At 37.8% G+C, this 22,667-nt stretch carries 19 protein-coding genes; 10 read left to right on the forward strand and 9 right to left on the reverse strand.

All coding sequences use genetic code 11. The annotated features are described in order from the left end of the window. Positions 1 to 69: 69 nt before the first annotated feature. A complete protein-coding gene (locus tag A6K76_RS08030) occupies positions 70 to 726 on the reverse strand; it encodes a DsbA family oxidoreductase (protein WP_066463885.1) in 657 nt (218 codons plus the stop codon). 290 nt (positions 727 to 1,016) lie between these two features. Here A6K76_RS08030 and A6K76_RS08035 point away from each other — a divergent pair, with 290 nt between their 5' ends. Continuing rightward, a complete protein-coding gene (locus A6K76_RS08035; protein WP_066463886.1) occupies positions 1,017 to 2,342 on the forward strand; it encodes a CAP and S-layer homology domain-containing protein in 1,326 nt (441 codons plus the stop codon). Positions 2,343 to 2,523: 181 nt separating this feature from the next. Here A6K76_RS08035 and A6K76_RS08040 read toward each other — a convergent pair whose 3' ends face one another. Further along, complete coding sequence (locus tag A6K76_RS08040) at positions 2,524 to 2,703, reverse strand: hypothetical protein (RefSeq protein WP_066463887.1); 180 nt, start codon at positions 2,701 to 2,703, stop codon at positions 2,524 to 2,526. A 137-nt stretch (positions 2,704 to 2,840) separates the two neighbouring features. On the opposite strand from A6K76_RS08040, the gene A6K76_RS08045 reads away from it, so the two are divergent. Genes A6K76_RS08045 through A6K76_RS08055 form a run of 3 tightly spaced genes read left to right on the forward strand, consistent with a single transcriptional unit; the run spans position 2,841 to position 7,873 of the window. After that, positions 2,841 to 3,200 (forward strand): helix-turn-helix domain-containing protein, encoded by a 360-nt coding sequence (locus A6K76_RS08045; RefSeq protein WP_066463895.1) that lies wholly within the window; start codon positions 2,841 to 2,843, stop codon positions 3,198 to 3,200. A gap of 14 nt (positions 3,201 to 3,214) precedes the next feature. After that, positions 3,215 to 3,679: a helix-turn-helix domain-containing protein gene (locus A6K76_RS16510; protein ID WP_083995342.1), complete on the forward strand. Its 465-nt coding sequence runs from the start codon at positions 3,215 to 3,217 to the stop codon at positions 3,677 to 3,679. A gap of 57 nt (positions 3,680 to 3,736) precedes the next feature. After that, entirely contained in the window at positions 3,737 to 7,873 is a 4,137-nt protein-coding gene (locus tag A6K76_RS08055) for a hypothetical protein (RefSeq protein ID WP_066463897.1), read from the forward strand. Here the strand turns inward: A6K76_RS08055 and A6K76_RS08060 are convergent. Then, positions 7,847 to 8,125 carry a hypothetical protein gene (locus A6K76_RS08060; RefSeq protein WP_066463899.1) on the reverse strand — a complete coding sequence of 93 codons (279 nt, stop codon included), beginning with the start codon at positions 8,123 to 8,125 and terminating at the stop codon, positions 7,847 to 7,849. The two genes, A6K76_RS08055 and A6K76_RS08060, sit on opposite strands and share 27 nt — an antisense overlap. A gap of 294 nt (positions 8,126 to 8,419) precedes the next feature. Between A6K76_RS08060 and A6K76_RS08065 the strand changes: the two genes are divergently transcribed. The 6 genes from A6K76_RS08065 to A6K76_RS08090 all read left to right on the forward strand — a co-directional run bounded on the left by A6K76_RS08065 (position 8,420) and on the right by A6K76_RS08090 (position 14,457). After that, entirely contained in the window at positions 8,420 to 8,731 is a 312-nt protein-coding gene (locus tag A6K76_RS08065) for a metal-sensitive transcriptional regulator (RefSeq protein WP_066463901.1), read from the forward strand. A gap of 11 nt (positions 8,732 to 8,742) precedes the next feature. Beyond that, positions 8,743 to 8,946 (forward strand): copper chaperone CopZ, encoded by a 204-nt coding sequence (gene copZ / locus A6K76_RS08070; RefSeq protein ID WP_066463903.1) that lies wholly within the window; start codon positions 8,743 to 8,745, stop codon positions 8,944 to 8,946. 116 nt (positions 8,947 to 9,062) lie between these two features. Beyond that, positions 9,063 to 11,450: a heavy metal translocating P-type ATPase gene (locus tag A6K76_RS08075; RefSeq protein WP_139108667.1), complete on the forward strand. Its 2,388-nt coding sequence runs from the start codon at positions 9,063 to 9,065 to the stop codon at positions 11,448 to 11,450. 489 nt (positions 11,451 to 11,939) lie between these two features. Continuing rightward, complete coding sequence (gene pdxS / locus A6K76_RS08080; protein WP_211271752.1) at positions 11,940 to 12,827, forward strand: pyridoxal 5'-phosphate synthase lyase subunit PdxS; 888 nt, start codon at positions 11,940 to 11,942, stop codon at positions 12,825 to 12,827. Then, on the forward strand, positions 12,827 to 13,393 hold the full coding sequence (pdxT, locus tag A6K76_RS08085) for a pyridoxal 5'-phosphate synthase glutaminase subunit PdxT (protein ID WP_066463905.1): 567 nt from the start codon (positions 12,827 to 12,829) through the stop codon (positions 13,391 to 13,393). The genes pdxS and pdxT overlap by 1 nt, the downstream gene beginning before the upstream one ends. Before the next feature lie 164 nt (positions 13,394 to 13,557). Continuing rightward, a complete protein-coding gene (locus A6K76_RS08090; protein WP_066463907.1) occupies positions 13,558 to 14,457 on the forward strand; it encodes a hypothetical protein in 900 nt (299 codons plus the stop codon). 138 nt (positions 14,458 to 14,595) lie between these two features. Here A6K76_RS08090 and A6K76_RS08095 read toward each other — a convergent pair whose 3' ends face one another. The 6 genes from A6K76_RS08095 to A6K76_RS08120 form a co-directional block, all read right to left on the reverse strand. After that, on the reverse strand, positions 14,596 to 15,957 hold the full coding sequence (locus A6K76_RS08095) for a hypothetical protein (protein ID WP_066463909.1): 1,362 nt from the start codon (positions 15,955 to 15,957) through the stop codon (positions 14,596 to 14,598). After that, positions 15,958 to 19,776, reverse strand: a complete 3,819-nt coding sequence (locus tag A6K76_RS08100) for an AAA domain-containing protein (protein ID WP_066463911.1) — start codon at positions 19,774 to 19,776, stop codon at positions 15,958 to 15,960. Between the two features lie 260 nt (positions 19,777 to 20,036). Then, positions 20,037 to 21,002: a DUF2691 family protein gene (locus tag A6K76_RS16515; RefSeq protein WP_083995338.1), complete on the reverse strand. Its 966-nt coding sequence runs from the start codon at positions 21,000 to 21,002 to the stop codon at positions 20,037 to 20,039. 13 nt (positions 21,003 to 21,015) lie between these two features. Further along, positions 21,016 to 21,627: a type II toxin-antitoxin system VapC family toxin gene (locus tag A6K76_RS08110; protein WP_066463913.1), complete on the reverse strand. Its 612-nt coding sequence runs from the start codon at positions 21,625 to 21,627 to the stop codon at positions 21,016 to 21,018. Then, positions 21,620 to 22,342: an ImmA/IrrE family metallo-endopeptidase gene (locus A6K76_RS08115; protein WP_066463915.1), complete on the reverse strand. Its 723-nt coding sequence runs from the start codon at positions 22,340 to 22,342 to the stop codon at positions 21,620 to 21,622. Before A6K76_RS08115 ends, A6K76_RS08110 begins: the two co-directional genes overlap by 8 nt. Next, positions 22,323 to 22,667 carry a helix-turn-helix domain-containing protein gene (locus tag A6K76_RS08120; protein WP_066463918.1) on the reverse strand — a complete coding sequence of 115 codons (345 nt, stop codon included), beginning with the start codon at positions 22,665 to 22,667 and terminating at the stop codon, positions 22,323 to 22,325. The genes A6K76_RS08115 and A6K76_RS08120 overlap by 20 nt, the downstream gene beginning before the upstream one ends.

Below are 22,667 nucleotides of genomic sequence, written 5' to 3' on the forward strand. Positions count from 1 at the left end.
AACATGCCCTTCCTATTGATTCAGTGACTTTTTCAGTGCCCTCATTTTGTCGCCAGCTCCTTTTTCTTGTTAACACGACGTATCTGTACAGCTCGCCCCAGTCGAATCGGGTGGTGTTAGCTGCTGTAGCGTGCGCGTAAACACTTCGAGTGGCTCGACGCCTTTGATGCCAACGCGGTTGTCAAAGACGAAAAATGGAACGCTGCGGATCGGGATTTGCTGGCAGTCGTATGCATCGCGGCGGAGCTCCTCGCTAAAGGCGTCGCTGTTTATAATGTTTCGTGCTTCGTCGACGGGCAAGCCGAGTGTGTCAATGTGTGCGAGCACCTCCGCTTCGTTGCTCATGTCAAAGCCTTCGATGAAATAGGCGTGCATGAAGCGCTCGACGAACTGATCGGCACGTCCTTTTGTCGCCGCCCATTTCGTTAAACGGTGTAGTGTACGTGTATTGCCTAGGCGCATCGTCTCGAAGTTGTACGTTAAGCCTTCCTCCGCTGCGAGGGCGCGAATCGATTCCATCACTTCTTGTTGTTTCGCCTCGCTCATACGGCTAGCGAGTAGCTCGTTGTATAGTGTCGTTTTGACTGGTGCGTCGGGGTTGAGCTCGTACGCTTTGTATTCGATTGTGACGTTTTGTAGCTGTAAGGCGTCAATTGCGCGCTGCAAACGCTTTTTGGCGATGTAGCAAAACGGGCAGGTGAAGTCTGAAAAAATTTCGATGTGCATAATGTGCGCTCCTTTTTTGAGTTTTTATGTCAAATATAGCATATATATATTGATTGTGACGGTTCAAAGCATTGAGCTGCAAATGACATATTGATGTTATTTATATGAGATTTACGGCATATTATCAATGTTGCAACGATGAACGATTCTTGTGTATGTTTTTTTAATTTGACTTACTCAAATAGTATAAAAATTCTATATTATCACTTTTTATTTACATAATTTGTTATAATAATACGAGTATACAATGAATATCGTTGTAAATAATTAGGTAGAAGGAGTGAGTGGAGATGAAAAAGTGGTTAATGACGGTCGCTTGTGCAAGTATGCTATTTGTGCCAACAACAAGTTATGCGTTTTCTGATGTAGCAAAAGGGATGTATTACGAAAAGCCGATTGAGTGGGCGGCGGAGCAAAAAATTGTATCAGGATATGAGGACAATACATTTAAACCGAAAGCTCAAGTGACATTTGACCAGTTTATTAAGATGTACACAAACAGCTTTCCGTTTGAAAAAAATGGGGCAACGTCTTATGAAGATTTTTATGATGTATTAAACAATTATAATATTGATTTTTGGATTAAACCGAAGCACATTAGTCGCGGGGATGTGGCGGTATTGTTTGCATATGCAGCAGGTGCATTAAGTGGTGATTTATCTTCTGCATCACTCCAAACATATTATGAAGAAGCTGCACAGTACATGCTTGATTCAAAACTTTCCACTGGACAAAATAATGGAAAGACAGCTGCTGAAATTTTTGGCGTACATAATCCATTAACACGTGGACAGGCAGTAACGTTTTTGCATCGCGCGAATGAAATGGACTTACTACATTTAGATGAAGAAATTCAATACATATATGAAGCACCACCATTTACAGAGCAAGAGCGTGTGCTAAGAAGCTATAATATGAGCGAAAAAGTAACATATCATGTTCTTTCACATGACGATGCTGTCGCAAATTATGAAGTGCAAATTGTGTTAGATAACCGTGTTGTAGGCGGTTATTATGCTGTACCGAATACGACGTTTTTAGGCTATAAAATTGGAAAAAAGAAACAGGAACAAGTTATTGCTCCGGTGTATTATACAGTGACACCACATGTAGATCAATATAATGATGATGAGGTGCGTGCGGTTTCATACAAGCATGTTAGCTATAAGGACAATGAAGAGGTGCAGCACGCGTTAGATGTGACGACATTTGAAAACGCGGATTTAGTTGGACAGCTTTATGCGGACTTAGCGAATGAGTTCCGCGTGAAAAATAATATGGAGCAGTTACAAGCACATACTGTATTAACAAAAGCCGCCCAGCTTCATAGTATTGACATGGCAAAGCAAAATTATTTTTCGCATACAGCGTTAAGCGGTTTATCGCATCGTGATCGTATCGAACAAATTGATTCTACATTACAGCTAAAAGCGACTGGAGAAAACATTTCGGCTGGGCGTAGTACGATTTTTGAAGCACATACAGGGTGGATTAATTCATCTGGGCATCGTGCTAATATGTTAAGCCCGTTATATCGCAAAATTGGTTTTGGAGCAGGTTATGATGCAAGTAGCCAATACAAGAGATACTACACGACTAAATTTGCAAATATGTAAAACGCTAATAAAGTATTGTTAAACATATAAGCTTCTATTGTGAATATGATACGTTGCCCTATATGAAAAATACGTTATAATAGTGAATCATAAACGCCCAACTCGTGTCGCCTTGTACATGCGTTGCCGTTTTTAGAAAGAGAACTCGTGCCACCTGGTGCATGCGTTCTCTTTTTTTGCGTTATAGCCTTTTGCGGCGAATGCGTTTGTCGGTTGCTTGCTCGAATTTAATTAAAAAGACGTTGCGCATCGCACGGCTGACGAGTTTTTTGTCGTAAACGTGCTCAAGCTGCGCGCGCGTTAAGTTCGTCGTAAAAATCGTGCTTTTGTGCTGACGAGCATTTAATACCGCACGAAGCACGCGGTTAACGAAATCGCTTGCCGTTTTATCGGTGTGGACGTTGCCAGTTTCTGCGCCAATGTAAAATCGATATGTAGGTAGCGTGCAATAGAAACGAGGTGGGACGTTTTATATAATGAAGAACGAGGTGATGCGCTTTGTTTAATAAGCGACTAGTGGAGCTACGAAAGCAAAAAAATTTAAGCCAATACGAGTTAGCCGAGCAGCTCGGATTTTCACGAGGCAAGCTTGCGAACTATGAGCAAGGAACGAGACAGCCCGATTTCGAAACGCTCCAAAAAATTGCAGACTTCTTCGGCGTGTCGCTTGATTACTTACTTGGACGCGAAGTAGAACAGGCAAACGACACAAGTTTATCCAAAGCACAGCAGGACATCATCGAGTTTTTTATGAAGCTAGATGGCAAGTTGTTTGAGGAGCAGCCAGAGGAATTACAGAAAGTGTTGGAGCAGTTTGAGTTGTATTACCGGATGTATAAGGAGCAACAAAAGCGATAAGCGGGGTGGTTCAAGTGAACGGAGAGCGCCTAAAGCAGCTTAGAAAAGAACATAAATTAACGCAAACGGACTTAGGAAATAAAATTAACGTCACGAAAGTTTCGATATCGGGTTATGAAAACGGCAATCGCTCACCGGATACAGAGACGTTAACGAGATTAGCCGATTATTTTGACGTCAGCACCGATTACTTGCTCGGACGCTCCGATGTACGAACGATGGCAGGCACAGCACCGCAATATGACGAAAACTTACGACAGCCACAAAAAGATGTTGTGACGTTTTTTGTGAATTTGGATCGGGAAGTGTTTTATGACAAGCCAGAGGAATTGCAGAAAGTGTTGGAGCAGTTCGAGTTGTATTATCGGATGTATAAGGAATACAAAATGGTAATAACGAAGGGTATAAATGATTTTTGCTATAAAAATCATTTATATTGTTCTTTGTGTTCTGTATTTGTTTTTCTATTTTTAGAATGATATACTTTTTATGTAACATTAGGTAATAAATAATAATTAAGAAAGTGAGGTTTAAAAATGACTAATGTAAATATATTGAAGATGGGTAGAATTGCAGAATTAAATGAAGTGAAAACAAGTTATAAAGATAGTAAGAACATTATTGATTGTTATAATCAAAGTATTTTGTTTTACAAAGATCATTTGTTCTATTTAGACTCGCATTCTTACTCAGGTGCTAAACAACAGTTAATTCCAGCGGGAACTTTACTTTATAATGTTATGGAATGGGCGTATAAACATTTATTACATGAAACTTATAGAAAGGAGAGAGAGAAAGGGAAAATTAATTCTAATAAATGTAAAGATCTTCAAGGGAAGTTAAAGAAATCTGGAACCAAAAATAATTTTTTAGTTAGTCAAATAAAGCATTTTTATCAGAATGAGTTAGATGCAAATGATATCAATTTGGACACAGTCGCACAATATTCATATATATTAAACAATGGTCCTAAGCATTACGCAGAAGATCCAGACAAAGAAAAGTTTGAAGTTATAGCTGAAATTGTTAAAAGATTCATTCTAGTATTTATAGATAACAATGCGTTCCTAAGACCGATTAAAGAATTAAATGAATTTAACTCATATACGGAATTATTGGAATTATTTGTTTTGGAAAATGAAAACAACCATTATATTTTAATTACACAGGATGAGAAATTAGATATTACGTCATGTCAAAATTTATTGAAAATAAAATGGGATCTAGTTATGGATTTTGATATTTATTCAGATGAAAAAGGTCTGCTTAATTATTACAAATCTAAGAGTGCTTTAAGACCAATTGTTGGAGATTTAACGAATAATACCATTAGAGAGTTAAATATTAGACGTGAAATGCCATATTGGATTATGGGAAGAGGTTATTCAGATAGACCGGAAACTATAATTGAATCTAATATGTTTATTAGAAAATACGGAAGATTTTTAAGTGATTATTTCCAACAATTCAGGTCTTTATATACACAACCTTTAAAAATTATAATTTTAAATCAAAATAAATTATTAGTAGAAAGGTTAATGCAAGATATTGATGCTGTATATGCTGATTTTACTGACACATCTAATAGTGTTCCAGACTATGAAATTATTTTGTTCAAAGATACACTTGTAGATCTTGACCCGATAATTAATGCAAAAATTTTAAAATATGATTATGCTGAATTTATTGATTTTTTGAATAATTTACCTCAAACTCCTACAAAAGATGTTATCAATTATGTTATTCCGGCAGATCCATATGAAGAAAATAATAATAAAATAGTATATGAGTTAGAGTCTGAATTTTTTGAAGAGCTAAAAGTGAATGGTGAGTTGCTATATATAGATATTGATCAAGTTGACTATAATACCTATGATGAAACTGAGGATAGGGAAAAGTTCTATAAAGGTGAAACTGAGATTTCTTGGATGGGTATTAAGAGACACTTTGATGTAGAGAGAAAAGAGATGTTCAACACTCTAAGGAGAGAAATTGAAAAACTACTTGTTAATAGAGGTACAGCAGAAAAGAGTATTCAATATATTCCAGGTGTGGGTGGGACAACAATATTAAGACGAATAGCATTTGAATTTCATTCTAAGTATCCAACAATTATACTGAAAAATTATTTAGACGGTATTACTGATAATGCATTATTTGAACTATACAGGAAAGCTCGGAAAACTATATTCATATTAATAGATAGTAATAATTTCACGAAAGATAACTTAAATAAATTAAGAAGAGCCTTAACACTAAAGAGTTTTCCATATGTATTACTTCATTTCGAAAGAGAAGTTATCAGCAAAAAATCTTCAAAGACAGAATCAACTATCGATTATTTTTCGAAGGATGAAGAGCAGTCGATGAAAGACAAGCTACTGCCGTATATTAGGTCTGATATAGAAGCTAGAAATAGATTACTAGAGTTAGTTAAATCTTCAAAGCATGAGGACAGGATACCTATTATTATGTCATTAACAGCTTTTCAAGAAGACTTTAAAGGACTGAGTAATTATATAAGGGGATTCTTACAAACACTTAATCCAACACAAAAAAGATTTTTAGTCTATTTAAGTATAGTTGATTATGCGATTAATAAACCTATAGAAGAAACATTTTTCCGAAAATCAGGAGATGAAATTTTTCCACTAATATCTAGTAACGCGTTTGTTCATTTAATCAAAATTAATTACAATGAAAAGACATTTAAGATTAAATATCCAATATTTTCACAAGAAATTTTGAGGCAAATTTCAAATCCTAATGAAGATAGATCCGAAAGAAAAGGTATAATTATTTCAAATTTATTAGAGTATATTCTAGAGTTTATAGAAGATTCTAGATTTTTAAGTACGTCAACGAGTAAAAAGACAGAAATTTTATTGCGAGAGTTATTTATAACAAGAGAAGAAAATGACATGATTAAAGATAAATTTGCACCACTTATTGAAAAAATAATTTCAGAATCTCCAGATAATCAAAATGTAATAATAGGTAATATTTTTAAAAAGTTATCGGAAATATATCCTGAAGAGCCACATTATTTAGGGCACTTGGCTAGATATTACTTTTATATCGATAAAAACTATAAAATGGGAAAAGAAACAATTAAAAATGCTTTGGATATTTTTGAGCAAAAAGAAGGTAATAAAGATTCGCACCTATACCACATGCAGGCTATGGGGCAGGTAGCTGAAATTACCTCTAAATTGATTCCAGAAATTAAAGAGGCAAGTAGATTAGATGATGCAATATTAAAAAGAGAGCTAATGCAAAAAATAAAACATGAAGCTAATATAGCCTTTGAGATTTTTGAAGAAGTACGTTCTCTTAGTGCTAAGGGGTTGGCTATAAATTTAGCTGGCTATATTTCCGATATTTCACTATGTATTAATTTGGTAGATATGGGTGTGAGGATTGAAGGTAAGAATGGTATATCAGATTTTTTAGCAGATAGTAAAATAGACGGATGGTATAAAAGTGTTATTGATAGAGCATTCAATTTATTTGAAGATAGTAAAAAATTCCCTTTGGAAGATAATAGGAATATTAATTCTGATGTTGAAGCTTCAATCCAAAAAATCAAAGGTAACTTAAATGAAGCAATTAGCATTTGGGAAAAATATATTCAAAGCGATAATCCAGACAATCCAAGAGTACGAAGAATGTTAGCACGTGCTTATGAAGAAAATTTAGATTTTCAAAATAATCAAGAGAATTATTATAAAAATTTAGAAAGTATTAAAGAATTAATGGAATATAATATGAAAATAGAACCTGATAATGGAAATAATATACGAATTTGGTTCGAAGCTATTAGAAAAACATCCTCATCAAGCTCAGAGGCTACCTTAGATCAAGCTATCTTAAAGTTACAACAATGGATTGCTGAAAGTGATACTATTGAGGCTCATTATTATTATTTCATATTAGCTTTTATAAAAGCTGTAAATAATAGTACCGAATATGAACAAAAGTTACCCTATTTGTTAAACAAATTAAAAGAGAAATCATTTAACTCACCGAATAGCCGAAAAACTTTTGAATGGTTAGGCTTTGGTGATGGCTTAGATTCACTAATTACAGATAAAGATTTTTACAAAAAAGAAAAGGATGAGAGGGATTTAGCTAGATTAAGAACATTAACTGGACGTATAACTCCAAATTTCTCTACATCTAATCAAGCAGCGTATATAAGTATTTTTGGAATTGATGTATTTTTCAATCCTACTTACACAGTTGGCATAGATCGTTCAAAGAAAAATCAAAGAGTACAATTTGGGGTAGGTTTTTCATTCGAAGGTCCTAGGGCATTTAATAGTACAGTAAAATTAGTTGAAGCTAGTACTGAAGAACTGAATTTCAATGATGAAACACTGGTTATAGGTGAGACAGTTAAGTTTGAAGTTACAGGAGAATTAGAATATTATTATACAGGTATCATCACAAAAAATAAGAGTTTAGCTAGTATTCATAAAAATAAATTAGGTATAGATCATAAGCCTTCTTTAGGAATGATATTAGACTTAAAAGTTGTTAGAAAGAAATATATTAATGGAAAAGGAGAAGTATGGGAGTTGGAAAATCTTGATTTAAACGAATTGAATACTAATAACATAATTGCAGCTAAATATGAAGAAGCTCTAAAAAGGAAAAATCAGAATCAGTAGATTAAAGTTCATATAATCTACTAAGCCAGTTGCAAGCTCGAATAATTTGATAATGCCGTTACGACTTTTGCTATCACCACCATAGTTTTTCCAATGGTAGGAGTATTCTTTATTCAAATCATGAAAAGCTTGATAATTAGGATGCTGATAAATGTTATAGGGAACCGATAAAGCACCCATGAGCTGGATCGGATCACGACTATTTTTACCACTTTCATCGAAGCAAATGAGTAAGTTGGATGATTGTGTCAATGTAATGTCACCTCCAATATTGACAAAAGGTATGTTTTTTTGACATAATGGGTATACAAATTAGAAGGAAACGTTCAACTCGTGTCGCTTGGTACATGCGTTGACGTCTCATAAGAAAGAGGGCTCGTGTCGCTTGGTACACGCGCTCTCTTTTTCATTTTACTTTTAAAAATAGAGTAAGTACATAAAAAACATTGACTACGTTTTTATATGGAGAGATAGCTAAAAGCAACTTCTTTACATACCCTCCCCACGTATGCTAAAGTGTAGCCATAACGAATCGGGGGTGTGTATATGGAAAACATCGCAAGTTCGCAGGAGGCATGTCGTAAAAGTCATCATCCTGACAGTGTGAAGAAGGATTTGACGACGCGGCTCAATCGCATCGAAGGGCAAATTCGTGGCATTAAAGGGATGATTGAGAAAGATGTGTATTGCGATGATGTCATTACACAGCTTTCGGCGACGCAATCGGCACTTAACAGCGTAGCGAAGCTTTTATTGGAAGGGCATGTGAAAGGCTGTGTCGTCGATCGATTACAGACAGGTGACGAGGCAGTTGTAGATGAGCTACTCGTGACGATTCAAAAATTAATGAAAAAATAGGAGTGTTTTATATGTTAGTAACGTTAAATGTACAAGGTATGTCTTGTGGCAAATGCTCAAAGGCAGTGGAAGATAGCGTCGGCGCAGTAGCAGGTGTAACGGACGTGAGCGTAAACTTAGCGGACGCACAAGTCGCGATTACGTTTGATGATGCGGTTGTAACGATTGATGCATTAAAAGAAACAATCGAAGAGCAAGGGTACGATGTTGTTTAATTGGTGCTCGTCGTTGTAAGACGCGGACTTGCCGCGAGCTGCAACAGCGAAGAAGAGTGCGCGTTGAGTGCGCTCTTTCTTTTTAATAAACAGATACCCCCATTAGGTATATAGAGGTGAGAGGCATGGCAAAAGAAACGACGATGCAAGTGACAGGCATGACGTGTGCAGCTTGTTCGGCGCGCATCGAAAAAGTGCTTAACAAAATGGACGGCATCGAAGCGGCGACGGTCAATTTAGCGACGGAAAAAGCGGTCGTGCAGTACGACGCGCAAAAAACGTCACCGGCAGAAATCGAGGCGAAAATCGAAAAAATTGGTTACGGTGTCGTGAAGGAGAAAGTCGAGCTTAACATTACGGGCATGACGTGTGCTGCGTGCTCGGCGCGAATTGAAAAAGGGCTTAGTCGTCTGCAAGGGGTGGCGAGTGCAAACGTCAATTTAGCGCTTGAGAAAGGGACGTTTGAGTTTTACCCGGCGGACGTGAGCGCAGCAGACATTACGGCGCGCATCGAAAAGCTCGGGTTTGGGGCAGAGGTGCCAAAGCAAACGGAGCACGTCGATCACCGACAAGCTGCGATTGAGCGCCAGCAAATGAAGCTAATAGCGGCGGCGATTTTTTCATTGCCGCTTCTGTGGACGATGGTTGCGCACTTTTCGTGGACGAGCTTTTTATACGTGCCAGATGTACTCATGAATCCATGGGTGCAGCTTGCGTTAGCGACACCTGTGCAGTTCATTATCGGCTGGCAGTTTTACGTCGGGGCGTACAAGGCGCTTCGAGGCAAGTCGGCGAACATGGACGTATTAGTTGCACTCGGTACGTCAGCTGCTTATTTTTACAGCGTGTACGAAACGGTGCGCGCGCATGACGGGCATATGCCGCACGTTTATTTTGAGACGAGCGCGGTGCTCATTACGCTCATTTTACTCGGCAAGCTATTTGAAGCAAAGGCGAAAGGGCGTTCATCTGAGGCGATTCAAAAGCTTATGCGCTTGCAGGCAAAAACAGCATTCGTTGTACGTGACGGCATCGAGCAAGAAATTCCGATTGCGCAAGTGCTCGTTGGCGATGTGCTCAACATTAAGCCAGGGACGAAAATTCCGGTCGACGGTGTTGTTGTGAGCGGAACGAGTGCAGTCGATGAGGCGATGTTAACGGGTGAAAGCATGCCGGTCGAGAAGGCGACAGGTAGCGAGGTGTTCGGGGCGACGATGAACACGCACGGTTTTTTCCAAATGAAGGCGACAAAAATTGGGCGCGATACAGCACTAGCGCACATCATTCAAGTCGTGGAAGATGCGCAAGGCTCCAAGGCACCGATTCAGCGACTTGCCGACAAAATTTCGGGTATTTTCGTTCCCGTTGTCGTGTCGATTGCGGTCGTGACGTTTATCGTATGGCTGACGGTGATCGATGCGGGTAACTTCACACAGGCGCTTGAAGTGTTCATCGCGGTGCTCGTCATCGCTTGTCCATGTGCGCTCGGCTTAGCGACACCGACATCGATTATGGCAGGATCCGGTCGCGCGGCGGAATACGGCATTTTATTTAAAGGTGGCGAATTTTTAGAGCAAACGGGCAACGTCGATACGGTCGTGCTCGATAAAACGGGAACGGTGACGAACGGCAAGCCGGTATTAACGGACGTCGTGACGCATATGGACGAGACGGAATTTTTAGCGATTGTCGCCGCGGCGGAAACACAGTCCGAGCACCCGTTAGCCCGTGCGATTGTCAACGCGGCAAACACGCAGCTACAGGCGAGTGCGTTTGAGGCGTTACCAGGGTACGGCATTCGGGCAAACGTCAACGGGCAAGCGGTCATCGCAGGGACACGCAAGCTTATGCAGCAACACGACATTTCGTATGAAGAAGCGGCATTGAGCGAGCTTGAAGCACAAGGAAAAACAGCGATGCTCGTAGCGATTGACGAGCAGCTTGCCGGCATCGTCGCAGTTGCCGATACGGTGAAAGCGACGTCGCGTGAAGCGGTCGCGCGCCTACAACAAATGGGGCTGCATGTCGTGATGTTAACGGGCGACAATGCACAGACGGCACAAGCGATTGCGCGTGAAGTCGGCATTCGTGAGGTCATTGCGGACGTGCTACCATCGCAAAAGGCGGACGTCATCAAGCAGCTACAAGCAAACGGCAAGCGTGTCGCGATGGTTGGGGACGGTATTAACGACGCACCAGCACTGGCGACAGCGGACATCGGCATGGCAATTGGTACTGGAACGGACGTGGCAATTGCGGCGGCGGACGTGACGCTTATGCAAGGCGATTTAAACAAAGTGGCCGATGCGATCGTCATGAGCCGCGCCACAATTCGCAACATTAAACAAAATTTATTTTGGGCATTTGGCTACAATACGCTCGGCATTCCAATCGCAGCAGCAGGGCTACTCGCTCCGTGGGTGGCAGGCGCGGCGATGGCATTTAGCTCGGTATCGGTTGTGCTCAATGCGCTGCGATTACAACGAGTGAAGCTGAAAAAATGAAGAAACGACGAGTCGAGAAATCGGCTCGTCGTTTTTTATGTGAGCGATCGATTATTTTAAAATGATCGATCGGTAATCGATTATAATCGATTAATCAATTCAAAACATGTTATGAATTTTTATTAGGTCTGTTGATTAGCCACTTTTATACAGCTTAATTTGTTGTTAGTAGCAAAAATGAAATGAATGCAACATGATAGTGGCAAGAAGCGTGCGCCGAGCCCCAGGACTTTTGCGACGAGTAACCGCAGGAGCACCGCGAGCCGCAATACGCTTCTGCCTGTTCACTAGCTAATCAACACGCTTGAATTTTTATTATTTTTCCCACGCCTCTTAATAAGGAAAGCCGTTCGTTTTGTGAACTGACCACTTTATTTTATGTTAAATTGACTATTTTAAAGAAGTCAGATGCGTCTATAATGAGGATTATTAACAAGCGTGTTGATGCGAATGAACATGCTTGCATTTCATAAACAAGGGGATGTTTTTATGTCAATCATTACAGGATCAGAAGTCGTCAAACGCGGTATGGCATTAATGCAAAAGGGTGGTGTCATTATGGATGTCGTCAATGCAGAGCAGGCGAAAATTGCCGAAGCAGCAGGGGCGGTTGCGGTCATGGCGTTAGAGCGCGTGCCGTCAGATATTCGTGCAGCAGGTGGCGTGGCGCGTATGGCAGACCCGCGCATCGTCGAGGAAGTGATGAAAGCGGTGTCGATTCCAGTTATGGCAAAGGCGCGTATCGGTCATATTGTGGAGGCGCGCGTGCTTGAATCGCTCGGCGTAGATTACATCGACGAAAGTGAAGTGTTAACACCGGCGGACGAGGAATATCATTTACTAAAAAATACATATACGGTGCCATTCGTTTGTGGCTGTCGCAATTTAGGCGAGGCCGCTCGTCGCATCGGGGAAGGCGCAGCAATGCTTCGTACGAAAGGGGAGCCAGGTACAGGCAATATCGTCGAAGCGGTTCGTCATCTTCGTCAAGTAAATGCAGAAGTTCGTGCCATTGTCGCGATGAACGAGGACGAGATGATGACAGCGGCGAAAAATTTCGGCGCACCGTATGAAGTGTTGCTTGAGATTAAACGTTTAGGTCGCTTGCCCGTCGTGAACTTCGCAGCAGGTGGTGTCGCAACGCCAGCCGATGCAGCGCTAATGATGGAACTTGGGGCAGACGGAGTGTTCGTCGGCTCGGGCATTTTCAAAGCGGAAAACCCAGAAAAATTTGCGCGCGCGATCGTTCAAGCGACGACGCATTATAAAGATTACGCATTGATTGCGGAAGTGTCGAAGGAAATTGGTACGCCGATGAAAGGAATCGACATCGGACAGCTTGCGGCATCGGAGCGTATGCAGGAGCGTGGCTGGTAATGAAAATCGGTGTACTGGCGTTACAAGGGGCGGTTGCTGAGCATGCGAACGCCATTGAAGCAGTCGGCGCACGAGCAGTAATCGTCAAGAACGCAGACGATTTAGCAAAGCTCGATGCGTTAATTTTACCAGGTGGCGAAAGCACAGCGATGCGACGACTCATTGATTATTACGAGCTGTTGGAGCCGCTTCGAACGTTCGCAAGCCGCAAGCCGGTGTTTGGCACGTGCGCAGGGCTCATTTTACTGGCAGAAACGATTGAAGGCGAAGCGGCGCACATCGGGGCAATGGGCATAACCGCTCACCGCAATGCGTTTGGTAGACAAGTAGACAGCTTTGAAACAACGCTACCGATTAAAGAGGTGAGCGATGCATTTCCTGCCGTCTTCATTCGCGCTCCAAAAATTGTTGCCGTACAAGACGGTGTCGACGTGCTTGCAACGCATAACGGTGAAATTGTATGCGCACGCGACCGTCACTTGCTCGCCTGCTCGTTTCATCCAGAGCTGACGGACGATTTAGCGCTTATGCGTTATTTTGTCGAGATGGTGGAAGCGTATCAATGAGCTGACATGAGAAAAGCGGCGAATCGAGTGCATCGGTTCGTCGCAATATTAATATACAGAAATATTATATTTTAATATAAAATCACTTTTTTGGAAGTTTATATAATTATAATTATTCAATAATGTTATAATATAGCTATTCAATCAAACGGTGGTGTTATTAATTGCTAGTAGGTAGTATTGTTTTTATCTTAATACTCATTCTGATAGGTAAGGATTTATTTAGTAAGTTTGTAGAATTGCTCGAATATATTTTCGACTTAATTGTAGAATGTATTGACAGTTTTTTCGAATGGATCGAATCTCTTTTTACTAGTAAGAAACGTACGGTTAATTCTTATAATTCAATATCTAAGGAGTACACTTCTAAATCGACTGAAAAATCTACAGCTAGTAGCCCTTCAAAGAGTGAAAAGCCTCAGCCTAAAATTGTGAATGCAGCCTTAGATTTGTTTCAACTGTACCAGGACACGGACGTGCCACTACAACATGAGAAGTATTATGCGATGAAAAGTACTGATTTTAAAATAAATTTGCCTATCATAAAAATTTTTAATACAAATCATGAACAAGTTGGGATTATGAATTTACAAGATAGTGCGGTTCATAGTGATATGTTGGATGATCGATGTGCATATGAAGTGTCGATTGATAAAGTTTCAAGTACATCGATTCAAATGAATGTATATGTCGATAAAATGGTGACACATACATTACCGCAATTTTCATTTGTTGAAGCTAGTCAATTGCCGTCTGAACAAAGTAGAAACGAGTGGTTATCTACAATTTCTACATCGACTTTAGATGAAACTGAACGAGCAGAGCTAGCTTATTTAGGTCCAAATTGGCGTATATCTGAAAAATATTGTTCAAGATGTGGTAGCTTGAAATATGAAATTGAAGCACGCAACATTTCAATCAAGATTCAGCAAGAGCAAAAATCGATTGACCATATGTTTACGTGCCTCACTTGTGAAGTGATTGAAGCGCCACAATGTTATTGGCAAGCAGCGTCTGAAACGGAGTATAATGCACGCACACAATATATTTCGAGTAAAAGTTGATTAAAGTCATAATTTCCTTTACAATAAAATGGAATACCCTCTTCATTGCGGGTCAATCGTAACGATGGAGGCTAGTAACTTCCAAGTTAGAGATACTAAGCGTATCTCTAGGCTAGGCTGAGGTCATCTTAAAAGTGACTAGGCTCTAGCCTTTTTATTTTTATAATAATTTTGTTTCCAATGAGTAAGCTCACTTCGTAATATTTCATCATCGATTTGATAACTAACAAGCAGTTTTTCGAAGCGATGAGCAAAATTAATAGGCTTTGATTTTTTTGCTTTTTGAACGATTGCTAATAGTTCATTCATATTTGGCTTAAATGTAAATATTCCTCTTAATAATGGATACCATAACACTTCATCTTTTTCAGCGTGCAATTGTTCAGTGAATAATTGTAACGTTCCTTCTTTTTTCTCAAACCAATTGTTATAATCCCCATCATAATACCATTGATTATTTTCCAAATAAAATAATGATGTTTGATCAATAATGATACAATCAAATGCAACTTCTGAGTGGATAAAGCAAATAGGGCGTTTGCCAGTTGTTTTAATTGTATAGTATTGTCGAATATCTCGCTGCGTACCTTTATCATTTACTACATTTGTATTTTCATAAAAAACTGTAGTTGGTACACGCGTTTTTCTTACAAAAAACATATCTAATAAACTAAAGGTTTCTATATTCAAATTTTTAAATGCTAGCGTAATATTGTGTTTGGCTTGTGATAGTTCATATGAAACAGTCTCAGTTGTAACAGTAATTACTTGACCAGTTGATTTTGAATGTTGTTGCTCTATTTGAGATAACGCTAGAGAAGTTTGTACATCATGTAATACTGTAGACAAAATATCGCCGTTTTCATTGATGACTAGAAGTTCTCTTTGGCGTGTTGAACGATTTATAGCAATTACCTCATATGAGACATCGCTAATATAAGCTTGCTGCTGTAAGCTTTTTACTTTCAAATTATTAACTACATTTTGATCAAACTGTTGTACTAATGTTAGAAATTGTCGCTCTGTGACGAAGTGTTCATTAGTATGAACTTTTGTTAATTGTTTTATCGCTTGTGATGACAAAATCTGTTGCGTATCGAGATTGTATACAAATTGATATGTGTTTTCGTTCATTTCGATATCGATAATGCCTTTTTCTAAAAGTTGTTCACCTGTTGTTGTAATAACGTACTCAAAATCTTGTTCCTGTATAGCGTTATATGATTGAAGTTTCGCTATATAGGATTTTACAAAAACTGTTCCGATATTTAAGATGTCGTTAATAAGCTCAATCGTTTTTCGATTCGTTAAAGGTAATTGCAATAACTTTAAAATGAATTTTTCAATTACATCAATTTTTCTTTCCACATTTACTTGAACGACTGCCTCGAAACCAACATAATTCTCTGTTTTTTCGGACACTTCTTCGATTAAATAATGTGGATATTTTTGAAGCAGCCATATGACTGCTTCATTATAAATTTGTTTGTCAATTAACATTTAAACCATCTCCATCGTATTAATTACGCGATTATCTTTTTTTAATTGTTCAATAATATTTCGATAAATAGGCATTTTTTTACCGAAGTTATTTGTTGAGCCGATAATAACTAATAATTGTTGTGCGCGTGATAGTGCTACGTTGACACGACGCGGATCTTTTGCGAAGCCAATCTGATTTTGTGCATTATTTCGAACAAAACTAATAATGATAACTTCCTTTTCCATGCCTTGGAATCGGTCTACTGTGCCTACACGTAAGTCAGCGTGGTCATATATATGTTGTTCGTCATTTAATTTTTCTAGCATCATTTTAATTGCTTCTACTTGACCAGAATAGAAGCTAATAATACCGATATCTTTTTTATAGTCAACTGCTAAAATGCCATCGTTTTTTTGTTGCTGAATAGTATGAATAATTTCAATTACTGTTTGTTGAATCAGCTGAATTTCTGCATTATTTTGATACGTTTTATTTACATATTGTTCATAAAAATCAGGTGTATTTGGAACGTCCAGCCAGATGACATGATCGTTCGTCTGTACATTTGTTAAAGGTAAATTGTGTGCTCGTTGTTGATCAGGGTCATGTAAACCACACTCGAGCGCATGTTGCTGGTCAGTATAGAACTGTTGAATTAAATCCATCATTTGTGGATGCATTCGATATTGTGTATAGAGTGTCATTTTAAATTGTGTGGTTAGTTGAGTAAATAATCTTTCAAATAATGATTCTTTGTAATATGTTTTTAAATCTAATTTGTCTATTTGAGCATACTCATCTTGTTCAACAAGCTCATTTAATAAGCTTTCCTCAATCATAGGAGGAAGCTGTTTATGATCACCTACTAAAATAACTTTTTTGCCTTTTAAAACAGGTAACAATATTTCTGGAGGCGTTGCTTTTGATACTTCATCGATAATGACAACGTCAAATTCTTTAAATGCTTCTTTAAAGTTTTTAGAGCCAGATTGAATACATGTTGTGCCAATGACATTTGCATGGTCAATATAAATAGAAGCTAACTCATCTAACTTAGCACCTTTTAGCTGTTTTATTTCTTGAATCCATTCTTGCTGGAATTCGATTAGTAACGCTTTTTCCTCAAGAATGGCTTGCTGTTTTTGTTCATTTTCAAGTGCTTTTAAATATGTTTGTTTGGATGTGTGCAGCTGTTCTTTTAATGCGTATGTTTCTTTTAAAGGCTGTTCTTTTTCAAAAATGACAAGACGCTGCTCACCTATAATTTGTTTTTTCTTACGATGAATAAGGCGCGATTGATTTTCTAAAAATTGTATTTTTGCAAGTAGATGGTCACGTAATTGTTGCTTTTCAGTTGAAAAGTATTCTAAAGCAGATTGTTCATTCAATAAGTTTTGTTCGAGATTTTTTTGTTCAAGCTTTAGCAACTCTTTTTTCTTTTTAATGTGTTCAACCTTTGATTGCTGTAGCGCAATTTTTTCGTAATACATTTCTAAACTAGGAATGAGACTTAATTCAACATAATCTTTTGAAATGTCTTCCATTGCAACTTTTGCATTTTCGATTGATTGTTGTAAGTTTTCATATTTTTTAACATGTTTGAACATTCGACTTAACGTAATGCGTTCTTCCTGCATAATTTCTAATAAATTTGCTTGATATTTTTTTAGTAGCGTCCATAAGCTTGTTTCCGTATTGAATGTTTCTCGTGTAGCCGTAAGTTGTTGCAAATTTGAATACAGTTGCTGACCACATGCTCTAAAATTTGTGTAGTCTTGGCAAAGTGCATTAAACCATTCTTCTGTCAAAATGTATTGCGTTCTGCCACCACCTAATTGTTTAGGCTGACTGTGCAACCGATTTAAAAGTAGGGTGCTAGCTTCTTCAAACTGATGAGGAAGTAATGTTGTTATGTTCGTTTGCATTATATTAATTTGTCGTTGAATAAATAACTGATTCGCATCATTTTCAAGTGTTTCATATTGCGTAATCATTTTATTGAGTTCATAAAGCTGTTCATCGATTTTTAGTAACTTATTTGCTTCATTTGTAAATTCAGTTAAGTCAAATGGAATCGAATATTTTTCTGTGTAATACATCAAATCACTTAAAAGCGTTGTCGGATACTTCGTGTGTAATGTTTCAGCAAATTCGATTTCTTGTTTTAATTCATTGAAATATTTTTCTTGCTGTATTTTAACCGTTTCAAGTTTTGAAATTTCTTCGGTTAGTTTGTCATGTAAATCCTTTTTTTGATAATAAATTTTGCTAATACCTTCAATAGACTGCAAGCTTGTTAAAGTTCGGCTTTCATTTGCTAGTGTTTGATCTAATTGCTTGTCACTATTCGTTAGAGCAACAATTTGTTTACAACACGCCTCAATTTTTTTCTTCGTCGCTTCTATTTGTGTATAATGCTGTAATTTTTTTGCTTCTTCAATTACATCTTTATACTGTTGCATGATGTTATTAATTAGCTCTTCTTGATAAGTAAGTTCTGTTTGTAAAGAGTTTTCTTTTTCCTCTAAATTGTTAATAATATCCTGTTGTAAATTTAGCTGTTCTCGTAATCGTTGTTGTTCGATATTAAATTCATCAAAATTTTTAGGCTCATAAGAAGAAATATCTTGCTGTAATCGATTTAAATTATTTGTGCTTAGCTCAATAATATTTTTTTGCCAATTATAAATTACGTTTTTTTCAATAAATGGCATACCTTCTTCTTCAACTCGATCTGGATCTCCTTTTCGAAGCATCAATATGTCTGAATCTGCCATTAATTTAGCTAGTACATTGTCTACCGCTAAATTAGACTGGGAAGCAATTAATGTTTTTAATCCATTTTTTGTATTTTGGAAACAAATTTCAGTAATAACAGTTGTTTTGCCTGTACCTGGAGGACCTTGTATACAATATAAATCATTTGCAGCTAGTGCACCTTTTACTGCCTCGTATTGCCATTTGTTTAAATCCGTATTAAATAAATGAGCACGAGGTAAATCAATAGCGTTCGCGGTTAAATTAACCGGCTCCCCAAAAATCCAATTTTCTACTTCATTATTCGCTACTCTACCTAACGTTAAATCTTTCATTGCGTTTAATTGGCGTTCGAGTTGAATGATTTTCCCATCGTTAATTGCGTAATATTTCTTTTCAGATGAAAGTTTAGATGACAGTTGAATTTTATATACAGAACCTTTTTCTTTTTCAATAATGGAACCTATTCGTCGTCTCTGCGATGTTTGAAAATCGTTATATGTTGACACGTCATGTGCCATCTCATAAATAGACCAGTTTATGAAATTTTTTTTGACATCACTTGAAATATGTACAAAGCAAAAGTCTTTATCAATTTTTTTATGCAGTTTTATGTCGATTTTGATCATATCTTTCTTGGCCTTTTCAAAATCATATTTTAAAAAATGTTGCCATTGCTCCATTCGCGAGTTCATATTGCGAGAATGCTCCTGGGAACTTTTTAATTGCTTAATTTGTTGAGTTAGCTGAGATGATAGTACATGATTTCGTTGATCCACAAATTGTATAGTTGTTGCAACATTTAACTTTGTATTTTTTAAACTTGACGATCCGAATCGTTGTACAGCGATGCAAACAGCTTCGTTATGCAATAATTCGATAAAGAAAGACAAAGTCAAATCATCATTTTCAGCATAGTTTAAATAAATGTACGTGCTCGCTTCATTACGTCCAGAAGTTTTAGAGACGAGGGCGGGTTGTACAGTTTTAAAAATATTTAAATTTAAGTAAGTTTTATTTGTTAGCTCCATCACTTTTTGTTGTGCGCTTTTTGTGAATTTAACGTATAGCTTTTCCATATAAGTGTAATCATCTACTTTCTTTTAGAATGTTACAGGTTTAGTGACTAATTAAGGATGTCTAGACTTTTATATGCATTATAAGTTTTCGAAATAATAAAAAAATCTGTATTTGCTACTGTTGCAGTGTGACGTAGCAACAGAAGGACATATACAGATGCATTCTTATTCTATCAATGATTCACTTTTTTTACTATAGTTAACAAAAAAACATCTCATTTGGTACGTAAGTTATAGTCATTTAATCGTTTTACTCATTGCTAAAACGCAACAAACATCGTCAACTCATCATTATCATCCGTTATGAACTGAATTTTTTCAAACTGCTGTGCTACTGCATTTGCATAAATTTGCGCCAGTGTTTGCGGATCTTTTGCATACATGTATACGTGCGAGCAATCGACGACGAGCAACACGAGCTGGCATTCACTTCTTACAAATTGCTCGTAATTCGCAATGTCCTCGACGTCCGCTTCGTGCTGAAATGCTTTTAAATCGGCGAAAATGATGTAATACGGCTCGTCGGAAATGATGTGTTGAAGCGTGCTGCCATCGAGTAGGCGAGCAGGTGGAAATAAATCGCGACCGAGCGAGTCATCCTCGATATAGTACGCTTCTCGGCCGCCGTTATGCCAAATGAAATCGCGCACGTTTATGCCGTTTAAAATATGGTGCAAATACGTGCCGTATGCGTTTGGAATATGAAACGACAGTCCGCGGCTTTTCTTTGCTAAGTTTGGCAGCAGCACATGCTCCGCGTAGTGATGGAACTGCTCCTCTGCTTCGGCGTAACGCATGACAGTAAACAACAGCGCGTCGTTGAAATAAATGTCCCATTGATCGTTTTCATTTTTGTAGCCGACTGCGCTAAATCGTGGGGGATCGTTCGCGTCATAATAATCGATATGCCAATGTCGCCCGCGTAAATGCGCGTTGATTTCCTCAGCATACGGCTCAAATGACGTTTCCATTTCAATGTATTGCTGCGATGCGTCGTCGCAATGAAACGGTACGGGGGAAGGGAGTGTTTCGTTGTCATACAGCATGCCGGCTAACGTGTACGCGAGCTCCTTTTGTGCGTTGGCGATAGCGTGTTGCTGCGTATTGCCGGTTGCGAGCGGATAGTCGGCGCCATGTTCGGGAAAAAGTGTCGGGAAGTAGACGCCGAATGTGCCGTCTTGTTGCTTAATAAACGCAGGGTATGTGACGTTGTGGAAGTGAATCATGATCTAACACATCTTAACTGAATAGTTTATTGAGTTCATTTTTGATCGCATTCAGTTGTGCATCTTTTATATGAATTGCACTTAAAAATTTAAAATAATCTCTTTTTTTGCAAATGCTTTTTTCAATAAGTAATTTACCTAATTCGAACAAACCGTGCACTTCGATTAATTTATCAGGCTCGTTTTCGATGCTAGAAGAAATTCGGTAATTGTTAAGTGGAATGATTTGTTGAAAATCCGTATCATTACTCGTAATTAGATTGATGCCCAACGTAAGACAACTAGTTAAAATACTAATATCTCCTGTATCTACAGTCTGTTTAAATGCTCTACTATTTTGATAGTTTGCAAAATCGATACTCACTTTCTCGAAAAAGTATTCGTATGCAGTGTATTGTAGTTCATCTAAAGAATGTTCAGAAGTAGGGTCAAATAATATCCAATGGAGTTCATTTATTTTTTGTTCCACTGTCGTTGCATTTTGTTTTACTTCAGCTAAAACGTCTATATGTACATAAACCTTCTCATACAATTCATTAATCCATGCAAATACATCTATGTTTTTCATATGTGTACAATAAATAAGTAGATTCGTATCAATGAAAGTTGGAGACAGTTTAGTCATGTTTCGCTGCCTCCGAATTTTTGTCGCTAAAATAAAATTTCAATGAATCTAATTCAGGAAACATTGAAATTTTCGTTGCGGTATCTAAAGAACTTTTGGCTAACGCTAAGTGACAACGCAATTGTTGCAGTTTATGTTCAATCAGTGTTATATAAGGGTCTTCATTACGCATTGTTATTGTATTTAGCTGTTCATCGATTTGTTTCGTATTAATATCGAGTTCAACAAATCTTTTTAATACAGCTTCATATGGTGAGGCAGATAAATCCGCAATGATGAAAAGAATTTCACTTTCAGATTTCCCACTTTGTTTTAAATGATAGTATTTATTGAGTACATTCTTCGTTGGCAATAAAATATTTGCTGCAAAATGATCCGCAGCTCGTTCTATGTCGATTTCATTAAAATTAAAAACATTTGGAAGGTCGTGTAAATGAATATGCCATAGCTCGTGCGCAACAGTGAAGTTTTGGAGGCGCACATTAAAGTTTGTATTGACATAAAGAAATTTTTGCCCTTTTCCGATAGCGCAAAATCCTTCTGCGTTTGCATCATTTAATGGTTTATACATCATGCGAATATCTTTTAGTGCAGTTAAATCGTATAGCGTAGGACCAATGAAATCATGCGCATCTAAATCTTCTAAAAAATCGAGAGCAATCATTTGAGCTACTTTATGTGTATTTGCGACATAATTAGTTGATTTTCCCTTCATCAAATTGCTCCTTTAAACGAGTATAGTTATCCATTTCTACAATCATCTTTCTATATTCAAGACGCGCTGCTCGGGATTCAAATGATCCGCGCTGATAAAAAATATAGTCTTCGTTTTGTAAGTTTGGATCATATAAAAGTTCCTTTGGTGTGACACCTAGTGCTTTTGAAAATTCAATAAGTAAATTGCCAGTGAGTGCACGTTCACCGTTAATTAACATCGCTACATATGATCTAGATACACCTAATTTTTCAGCTAAATGTTGCTGTGTCATTGATTTAGACGTCATGATTGATTTAATATTTTTCGCTAATATGTTTGACAT

The sequence above is a fragment of the Caryophanon latum genome (assembly GCF_001700325.1).
Taxonomy (GTDB): Bacteria; Bacillota; Bacilli; order Bacillales_A; family Planococcaceae; genus Caryophanon; species Caryophanon latum.

Coding starts and splice junctions, on each gene's coding strand:
- A6K76_RS08095 (WP_066463909.1), bottom strand. CDS start 15,957: ATGTTAATTGACAAACAAATTTATAATGAAGCAGTCATATGGCTGCTT.
- A6K76_RS16515 (WP_083995338.1), bottom strand. CDS start 21,002: ATGATTCACTTCCACAACGTCACATACCCTGCGTTTATTAAGCAACAA.
- A6K76_RS08065 (WP_066463901.1), top strand. CDS start 8,420: ATGGAAAACATCGCAAGTTCGCAGGAGGCATGTCGTAAAAGTCATCAT.
- pdxS (WP_211271752.1), top strand. CDS start 11,940: ATGTCAATCATTACAGGATCAGAAGTCGTCAAACGCGGTATGGCATTA.
- A6K76_RS08035 (WP_066463886.1), top strand. CDS start 1,017: ATGAAAAAGTGGTTAATGACGGTCGCTTGTGCAAGTATGCTATTTGTG.
- A6K76_RS08110 (WP_066463913.1), bottom strand. CDS start 21,627: ATGACTAAACTGTCTCCAACTTTCATTGATACGAATCTACTTATTTAT.
- A6K76_RS08030 (WP_066463885.1), bottom strand. CDS start 726: ATGCACATCGAAATTTTTTCAGACTTCACCTGCCCGTTTTGCTACATC.
- A6K76_RS08055 (WP_066463897.1), top strand. CDS start 3,737: ATGACTAATGTAAATATATTGAAGATGGGTAGAATTGCAGAATTAAAT.
- pdxT (WP_066463905.1), top strand. CDS start 12,827: ATGAAAATCGGTGTACTGGCGTTACAAGGGGCGGTTGCTGAGCATGCG.
- copZ (WP_066463903.1), top strand. CDS start 8,743: ATGTTAGTAACGTTAAATGTACAAGGTATGTCTTGTGGCAAATGCTCA.
- A6K76_RS08115 (WP_066463915.1), bottom strand. CDS start 22,342: ATGAAGGGAAAATCAACTAATTATGTCGCAAATACACATAAAGTAGCT.
- A6K76_RS08100 (WP_066463911.1), bottom strand. CDS start 19,776: ATGGAAAAGCTATACGTTAAATTCACAAAAAGCGCACAACAAAAAGTG.
- A6K76_RS08120 (WP_066463918.1), bottom strand. CDS start 22,667: ATGTCAAACATATTAGCGAAAAATATTAAATCAATCATGACGTCTAAA.